At 72.7% G+C, this 7,705-nt stretch carries 9 protein-coding genes and 1 pseudogene; 4 read left to right on the top strand and 6 right to left on the bottom strand.

The window, feature by feature from the left end; all coding sequences use genetic code 11:
• Window positions 1-581: flavin reductase family protein (locus tag G6R25_RS19010; protein WP_163554050.1), on the bottom strand; the 581-nt coding region annotated here is incomplete at its 3' end.
• A 288-nt stretch (window positions 582-869) separates the two neighbouring features.
• On the opposite strand from G6R25_RS19010, the pseudogene G6R25_RS19005 reads away from it, so the two are divergent.
• Window positions 870-1,640: pseudogene (locus G6R25_RS19005) on the top strand (HpcH/HpaI aldolase/citrate lyase family protein); the annotation flags it as partial.
• Window positions 1,641-1,909: 269 nt separating this feature from the next.
• On the opposite strand, the gene G6R25_RS19000 reads toward G6R25_RS19005, so the two are convergent.
• On the bottom strand, window positions 1,910-3,277 hold the full coding sequence (locus G6R25_RS19000; RefSeq protein WP_163554049.1) for a TetR/AcrR family transcriptional regulator: 1,368 nt from the start codon (window positions 3,275-3,277) through the stop codon (window positions 1,910-1,912).
• A 313-nt stretch (window positions 3,278-3,590) separates the two neighbouring features.
• On the opposite strand from G6R25_RS19000, the gene G6R25_RS31940 reads away from it, so the two are divergent.
• The 3 genes from G6R25_RS31940 to G6R25_RS18990 all read left to right on the top strand — a co-directional run bounded on the left by G6R25_RS31940 (window position 3,591) and on the right by G6R25_RS18990 (window position 5,569).
• On the top strand, window positions 3,591-3,956 hold the full coding sequence (locus tag G6R25_RS31940; protein WP_235949066.1) for an alcohol dehydrogenase catalytic domain-containing protein: 366 nt from the start codon (window positions 3,591-3,593) through the stop codon (window positions 3,954-3,956).
• A gap of 142 nt (window positions 3,957-4,098) precedes the next feature.
• Window positions 4,099-4,512 carry a zinc-binding dehydrogenase gene (locus G6R25_RS31935; RefSeq protein WP_235949063.1) on the top strand — a complete coding sequence of 138 codons (414 nt, stop codon included), beginning with the start codon at window positions 4,099-4,101 and terminating at the stop codon, window positions 4,510-4,512.
• 184 nt (window positions 4,513-4,696) lie between these two features.
• On the top strand, window positions 4,697-5,569 hold the full coding sequence (locus G6R25_RS18990; protein WP_163554048.1) for an LLM class F420-dependent oxidoreductase: 873 nt from the start codon (window positions 4,697-4,699) through the stop codon (window positions 5,567-5,569).
• A gap of 30 nt (window positions 5,570-5,599) precedes the next feature.
• Here G6R25_RS18990 and G6R25_RS18985 read toward each other — a convergent pair whose 3' ends face one another.
• The 4 genes from G6R25_RS18985 to G6R25_RS18980 all read right to left on the bottom strand — a co-directional run.
• The gene (locus G6R25_RS18985) at window positions 5,600-6,253 is read right to left on the bottom strand and encodes an NAD(P)H-dependent flavin oxidoreductase (protein ID WP_268904183.1); all 654 of its coding nucleotides are present in this window, start codon (window positions 6,251-6,253) and stop codon (window positions 5,600-5,602) included.
• Window positions 6,250-6,552, bottom strand: coding sequence for a nitronate monooxygenase (locus G6R25_RS31930; RefSeq protein ID WP_268904182.1), 303 nt, complete (start codon window positions 6,550-6,552; stop codon window positions 6,250-6,252). Before G6R25_RS31930 ends, G6R25_RS18985 begins: the two co-directional genes overlap by 4 nt.
• A gap of 291 nt (window positions 6,553-6,843) precedes the next feature.
• On the bottom strand, window positions 6,844-7,221 hold the full coding sequence (locus tag G6R25_RS31925; protein WP_235949060.1) for a hypothetical protein: 378 nt from the start codon (window positions 7,219-7,221) through the stop codon (window positions 6,844-6,846).
• Window positions 7,218-7,705, bottom strand: a 488-nt coding sequence (locus G6R25_RS18980) for an NAD(+)/NADH kinase (protein WP_235949059.1), incomplete at its 5' end; no start/stop codon positions are given. The genes G6R25_RS18980 and G6R25_RS31925, both read right to left, overlap by 4 nt.

Genomic DNA, 7,705 nt, shown 5'->3' with positions numbered 1-7,705 from the left:
GACTTCGCCTGCTCGCGGTACTTGCGCGCGCTCTCGAGCTGGGGCTCGTGGTTGCGGTCGTACTGCTCGATCCACTCCTTGGGCAGGGCGCCCCAGGCCGGCCCCACGCGCAGCCGCTCGCCGTCGTGCAGCTGCTCCGCGGCGACGACATCGACGAACAACGTGCTTTCGTCGATGTCGAGGGAGTGGACGACCCGTCCCTCGACGTAGCTGAGCGCGTCAAGCAGGATCGGGGTGCCGGTGACGCCCGGCTTCGTCCGGAACTGGCTGATCTTCTCCCCGTCGCGGCCGGAGCTCCCGCCGAGACCCATGAGGATGTCGAGGGAGATCGCGAACTGCTCCTCCGGCGTCGCCGCCAGCAGGTGCATCGCGAACACACCGGACTCCAGGACCAGGTCGTGGGTCAGGTTGTACTTCGTGAGGCTGATCGTCACCCGCGGCGCCTCGGGCACGATGCTCGTGGCGCCGGCGGACAGCGACATCAGTCCGTTCGCCCGGCCGTTCAGAATGGTCGTGACCGCCACCGGGAACGGCCGCAGCCCGTTCAGCGCCGAAGCGGCTGCCTTCAGGTCCAATGTCATCGGGACTCCTCGCGTGAAGCCGGCACGGGGCCGGGCGGACGTGGACGCCACGGGGACCGTTATCCGGTTGCCCGCCGGCCGCCCCTGGCGGAACGTCGTGAACGCCGGCCACACCGTCCCCGTCCGGCAATCGGGATAGCGGGACCTGCCACATGTGGCATAGCATGCAAAGGGCCGACGCCGATCTCTGACAGCTTGTACACGCGACGCGGCTCGCTTGTCGAGCGTCGGCGATGGGTGTCGGCGGCGGGGGTCGATCGTCCGGGGGCGTCCCGCGGACCGGGCGAAATGTATCGTGCGTCTGACGAACATGTCACGGCTGCGGGGCGGTCGGCGCGCCAGGTCCGAGGGAGTGGTGAGGTGTCGGGAAACCCGGCGGGGCAGCACGACGGGGGGCGGATCACGGGCGACGCCGCAGGTTCGGGCGGGGGCGCGCATCGTTGCCGGGCGATCCTGTCGGTGCCGGCGACGGAGGAGAAGCGGATCCTGCGTTCCTTCGACCGGGGCGCCGACGAGCTCGTCTTCGATCTCGAGGACGCGGTGGCGCCGCAGCGCAAGGACGACGCGCGTGCCCTGCTGGCCGGCGTGCTCGCCGGGATCCTCGCGGGGCCCCGGGCGGACGGCGTCGGGGTGTCCGTGCGGGTGAACGCGATCGGGTCGCCGTGGTGCCATCTCGACATCGCGGCCTGCGTAGCGGCCGGCGGCGGCCCGCTGTCACTCGTCATCCCCAAGGTGTCGGACGCGGGCGATCTCGCCTTCGTCGAGCGGCTGCTCGACGGGGTCACCGCGGCCGTGGGGCGCACGGCGCCGGTCCGGGTGCAGGCGCTGATCGAGAGCGCCCAGAGCCTGTCCCGGGTGGCGGAGATCGCCGCAGCCGGGGGCCGGCTGGAGGGCCTGATCCTCGGGTACGCCGACCTCGGCGCGTCGCTGGGCCGGGCCCCGACCACGCCGCCGCAGCGCTGGCTGTACGTCCAGGACCAGGTGCTCACCGCCGCGCGTGCCCACGGCCTGCGGGCCATCGACGGGCCGTACCTCGGCACCGCGGACGACGCCGGGCTGCGCGCGGCCGCCGAGCATGCCCGCGAGCTGGGCTACGACGGCAAGTGGGTCATCCACCCGGCGCAGATCGCCACCGTGCGGGAGACGTTCACCGCCGGGGCCGAGGAGGTCGCCCACGCCCGTGCGGTGCTCGCGGCGCTGGCGGAGGCACACCGCCGCGGTGCCGGCGCGGTCGGCCTCGACGGCGAGATGATCGACGAGGCGTTGGCGGTCGCCGCCCGCCGCGTGGCTCGCCCGCGCGCAGTAGCCACCGGCGGTCTCGGGCGGCCTCAGGCGGCCGCGTGGCCGATCGGCCGGCCGTTGAGCAGGCCTCGCTCGATGACGGTGCCCAGCAGCGCGGCGGCCTCGTCGGGGGTCTTCGGCGGGGCCATGTTGACGGCGGTGTCCGGCAGCCGTTCGAGCAGGCAGAAGAACACGAGGCCGGCCACGTCGAGGTCGAGGGGATAGGTCCGTTCCACCTGGTCGAGCAGGGCCGCGTAGTCGGCCCACATCTCGTGCCCCACCTGGCGGCGCACCACGTCCAGGCGGGGGTCCTGCGGCGCCGACTCGATCCAGGTTCGGGTGACCCCGACGTAGCGCAGGTGGAAGGCGACGAAGTCGGCGAGCCAGCCGTGCAGCCGACCCAGGCCCTGCGGGTCGAGCGTGATGGCGCGGATCTCCACCCCGAGGCGGGTGCTGACCGCCGACGCCTCCGCGCTCAGCGCCAGCAGCAGGTCCAGCTTCTCGTCGAAGTACTTGTAGAAGGTGCCGCGGGCCAGCCCGGCCGTGGCGACGATGTCGTCGACGAAGGATAGGTGGTAGCCGCGCTCGGCGAAGCAGGTGATGCCGGCGTCGAGGATCTGGCGGACGGTCGCCGACGCGCGCGGGCTCAACGAGGCGAACCGCTCGGTCACCTCGGGCATCGGTGCGGGCGGGACCGCGGCCAGCGGGGGGCGGCGCACTGGGCGGGGCGCCTGCGCCGGCCCGGCGGTCTCGGCCACGAGCTGCGCGAAGGCGCTGGCCGGGGTGCGCGGGAACAGGATGAGCTGGAGGACGACGGCGAGGTTGTCGACGAGCTTCTCGACGGGCTGCCCGTCCCCGAAACCGCTGTGCCGGAAGTAGTTGAACCGGTTGACCAGGGTGGTGAGCGTCATCGCGGCGTCGGCGGGATCGATGCCCTCGACCTGCGAGGAGACCAGGCGTTCGGCGATCCGGTCGTAGTACGACTCCAGGAATCCGCTGATCATCGGACGGACCGACGTCCGCGGCGAGTCGACGTTCGCCCACTGCACGAACATCGTGGCGTACTTGTCGTAGACCCAGGCCCACTCGCCGAGCCACCAGTGCAGGTTGTCGAAGCCGAGAGCCGTGGGCCCGAGCGGGCCGATCCGGCGCACGACCCGCATGAGGGCGCCGCCGCACTCGTTGAGCAACTCGACGAAAATCGTTTCCTTGCTCTCGAAGTACTGGTATAGGGTGGCGCGCGACACACCGGCCGCGGTGGCGATCTCGTCGACCGACGTCCCGTGGAAGCCCTGCGACTCGAACAGGTCCAGCGCCGCTGTGACGATGCGCGCACGAGTGCGGGTGCCGCGCGCGCCGACCACGGGGCTGGTCGGACCGTAGCTGGCCCGTCGGAGGATCTCGTTCTCGGACATCTATGTCAGAGTATGCGATCCGCTCCGGTGTGGTAACGGCACCTACCCGGCTGGGCGAGTCGGGCTCGCGACGAGGGCGGCCCGGCGGAATGTCGGTACCCAGGGCTGGCAGGGAACCTGCGCGGGCTCCAGTCGACCGATCATCCAGATAGTGAAGTCTGTTGAGTTACAGGAATACATCCTGTCAGAAACTCGAAGTATGACGGAAAGATCTCTGCCCGCCGCGGCCCGCCCGGGACCGGGACGTGGACGGGCTGCCTGCGGGGCAGGCACGCCGACCGGTGCGGAGGGAGAGCAGGACCAGAATGCAGGCATGGACAACGAGGATGCTCGCATGAAGGCGATGAGCTTCGCGCAGACCGGCGGCCCGGAGGTTCTTCACCTGGTCGACGTGCCGCAGCCGCACGCGGGGCCGGGGCAGATCCGGATCACGGTGCGGGCGGCCGGGGTGAACCCGGTCGACTGGAAGATCCGCAACGGTTCGACCCTGCGCACCATACCCGTGGCGCTGCCCCATATTCCGGGCATGGAGGCCGCGGGCGTGGTCGACGAGGTCGGTGCCGGCGTCGAGGGTGTCGCGGTCGGCGACGAGGTGTTCGGCGCGGCGCAGAACGCCTCCGCCGAGTACGCCGTACTCGACGAGTGGGCGCCGAAGCCGCCCGAGCTGACCTGGGCGTAGGCCGGGGGCCTGGCGATGGCGGTCGAGACCGCCGTCCGCGGCCTGGACCTGCTCGGCCTGTCCGCCGGGCCGGCGTCGGCACGGCGCGGCCGGCGGCGTCGGGCTCGCCGCCGTCCAGCTCGCGCAGGCGCGTGGGGCGCGGGTGATCGGCACCGCCAGCCGGGACAACCAGGAGTACCTGCGCTCGCTCGGCGCGGCGGCGACGGACTACGGCCCGGGTCTGGTCGAGCGGGTCCGCGCGCTGGCGCCGGACGGGGTCGACGCAGCCCTCGCGGTGTCGGGTGAGGGCGCGCTTGCGGACCTGATCACGCTCACCGGCAGCCCGGACCGGGTGGTGTCCATCGGCGACGTCACCGCGGCGGACCACGGTGTCGTGTTCACCACCGGCGCGGAGGGGCGGGCCTTCTACTCGCTTCGGGAGGCGGTGACACTCGCGGCCGCGGGCCGGCTCACCATGCCGGTTACCCGGGCCCTGCCGCTCGCCGAGCTCGGCGAGGCGCACCGGATCAGCGAGACGGGCCACGTGCGCGGAAAGCTCGTCGTCGTCGTCGACTGAGGTCGGCGCCGGGCCGGGACCGATCCCGCCAGGATGGGATCGCGGCGGATTCCCTCCGGGTGGGGTCGGTCCGTGCCGGATCGATCGGCGGTAGGGTCGTAAACGGAGGACCCTCCAGTACTTCTTCGCCCCACCGGCGCGCCGCACGTGCCGGGACCGCTTCCACCCGACGGGAAGGACGGCCATGGAAATCGGGCTGAACATCTCCGACTTCACCTGGTCCGGCGGGCCGCAGACCATCGCGCAGGATCTCACGCGCGTGGCGGCCGCCGCCGAGGACGCGGGCTTCGCGAAGCTCAGCGTCATGGATCACGTCTGGCAGATCGACATGATCGGCCCGCCCGAGCACGACATGCTCGAGGCGTACACGACGCTCGGCTACCTGGCCGCGCGCACGACCCGCATCGAGCTGCTCGCCTGGGTGACCGCGGTCGTCTACCGGGAGCCGGGCCTGCTTGCGAAGCTCGTGACCACACTGGACGTGTTGTCCGAGGGCCGGGCGTGGCTCGGCATCGGCGCAGCCTGGAACGAGCCGGAGGCGCGCGGTCTCGGCCTGCCGTTCCCGCCGACGGCCGAGCGCTTCGAGCGCCTCGAGGAGGCACTGGAGATCTGCCTGCAGATGTGGAGCGGCAAGGACGCCCCTTACAGCGGCCGGCACTACCAGCTCGAGCGCACCCTCAACGTGCCGGCGCCGCTGCGCCGGCCGCATCCGCCGATCCTCATCGGCGGCAGCGGCGAGAAGAAGACCCTGCGCCTGGTCGCGCGCTACGCGCAGGCCTGCAACCTGTTCGCCGGCCCCGACGTCGAGCACAAGCTCGACGTGCTGCGCGCGCACTGCCAGGACGTCGGGCGGGACTACGACGAGATCGAGAAGACGGTGATCGGCCCGCTCGACCCCGGGCCCGGCGGAGAGAAGATCGACGCCCTGCTCGCCGAGATCCAGCGGCTGGCCGGGCTCGGCATCACCCACTACCACGGGTCGGTGCCGCGCGTGGACACGCTGCGTCCGCTGGAACTGCTCGGCGAGCGCCTCATCCCGGCGGCCGCCGCGTTCTGAACCCGCCCGGCTTCAGGCGGCCAGGCGGAATCAGACGTCCAGGCGGGCGCGGGCGTCGTCAAGCGCGGCCCGGGCGCCCGCCCACGTCTGGTCGATGATGTCGGCGACCGCCTCGACCTGGGCGATCCGCCCGGCCACCTGACCCGTGTTCGCCATGCTGGCGGCCAGGTCACCGGTGAAGTAGAGCGCCGGAATGCCGTCGAGGCCCACGTCGGAGCGGCCCGCGGCCAGGGCCCGCTCGGCGGTGAGGGTACGCAGCACCCGCATGGTCGGCAGGCCCCGCACCGACAGCATCACCGTGGCGGTTTCGTCCGCACCGACAACCGCGTTCTTGAGGTTGTCGTGGATCGGTGACTCCGCGGACGTCAGCATCCGCGTGCCCATCTGCACGCCCTGGGCGCCGAGGACGAGGGCCGCCGCCATCGATGGCCCGTCGCAGATCCCCCCGGCGGCGATGATCGACAGGCGGACCCGGGAGGCGACCAGGGGCAGCAGGACGAGGGTGGACGCGGCCTGCGGGTTCTTGAACCCGCCGCCCTCGACGCCCTCGACGATCACACCGTCGACGCCCGCATCGGCGGCCTTGAGCGCGTTGCGCAGGCTGCCGACGACGTGGAACACGGTCATCCCGGCGTCGTGCAGCCGTCCGGTCATGACCCTGGGGTCGCCGGCGGAAGTGATCACGGTGCGGATGCCGGCGGCGGCGAGCACATCACGGTGGACGGGTCGTTGCGGGCGGCCAGCGCGATGTTCGCCGCGACGGGCGCGTCGGTGAGGTCGCGTACCCGCTTGAGGTCCTCGCGGCCCTGCACCGAGGTCGTCTCGATAACGCCGAGCGCACCGGCGTTCGACACGGCGGCGGCGAGCTGGGCGCCGGCGATGTAGGTCATCGGCGCCTGGACGATGGGAATCCGCACGCCGAGCAGCGCGGCGAGACCCGCGGGGGAGCGGGTCGGGGCGGACGGAACTCCGTCGACGGGCATGAGGGGACTCTCGGGGCGTGCAGGGCTGCCGAAATGGGCCGGACCGCGAAGAAGCGGGCCGGACCGCGAACAGGTCGAATGTTAGGCGGGCGGGTTCCCAGGCTCGACCGGTTGCCCGTCGGCCCGTCGGCCGCCCGGATCGTCGGTGGGCGGCGGGCGGTGGACGCGGCGCGATCCGGGGTACTGATCGACCATGTTCAGATGGTTGCAGCGAACGGTGTCCGGGCGGGGCCGCGGCCGGGCGGCGGACAGCTCGGCGTGGAATCCGACCGGCTGGTGGTGGTGCCTCGATCACGGGCGGGTGGAAGAACCTGCCGGACGCGCCGGGACATCGTCGCCTCGGTCCCTACGACAGCGCGGAGCAGGCGGCGCACTGGCGGGCGCGCCTCGACGACCGCAACGAGGCCTGGGACGAGTCCGACCGCCGCTGGGCCGCGGGCCGCGGGCCGCTGACCCGCCGGCCCGGCGCCGTCTGCGCGTCAGGCTGATCCGGCTCCGGCTCCGGCTCCGGCTCCGGGGATCGGGCCTGGGGCGTCGACCTCGGCGGAGCTGGCCAACCGCAGCTTGCGGGCGGCCCGCTCGTCGAAGGTGGTCCGGCCGGGGGACCAGCAGCGCCTCCACGGACGGGCTGACGATCGGCCCGCCGGCCGAGAAGCTGTACGCCGTCAACCCCGCCGGGGTCGATACGACGACGGCGTCCGCGGCGTAGCGGACGAACGGCCGCCCGTCGCCCGCAGCGCCACCGCCGCGCTGCCGCCATGCCCGGGGACCCGCACGACGGCGACGTCGTTGAAGGCGCTCACGGTCACCGCGCCGATCCGCGCGTCGACGGCGAGACGCGGCTCCACCGTGTATTCGTTGCGGTCGATCGCGGACAGCGCCGCCGCCAGCTCCGGCATGTCGACCTCGGTGAGAAAGCCCAGCCGGCCGGGGTTCACTCCCAGCACGGGGGCCGCCCGGCCGTCGGCCAGCCGCATCGCCCGCAGCATCGTCCCGTCCCCGCCGAGGCTGACCAGCAGGTCGCTACGCCCGGCCAGCTCCTCGGCGGGCACTGCCACCGCGGTGCACCGTAGCCGCTCGATCTTGATCTCGCCGCCGATGCCGAGCACGGTCACGTCCCGCTCGGCGCCCCAGCCGAGGACCGCCCCGACCG

Source organism: Candidatus Frankia alpina (assembly GCF_902806485.1).
Taxonomy (GTDB): Bacteria; Actinomycetota; Actinomycetes; order Frankiales; family Frankiaceae; genus Frankia; species Frankia alpina.
The sequence above is the reverse complement of the archived record's forward strand: the minus strand, read 5'-3'. Positions and strand labels throughout refer to the sequence as shown.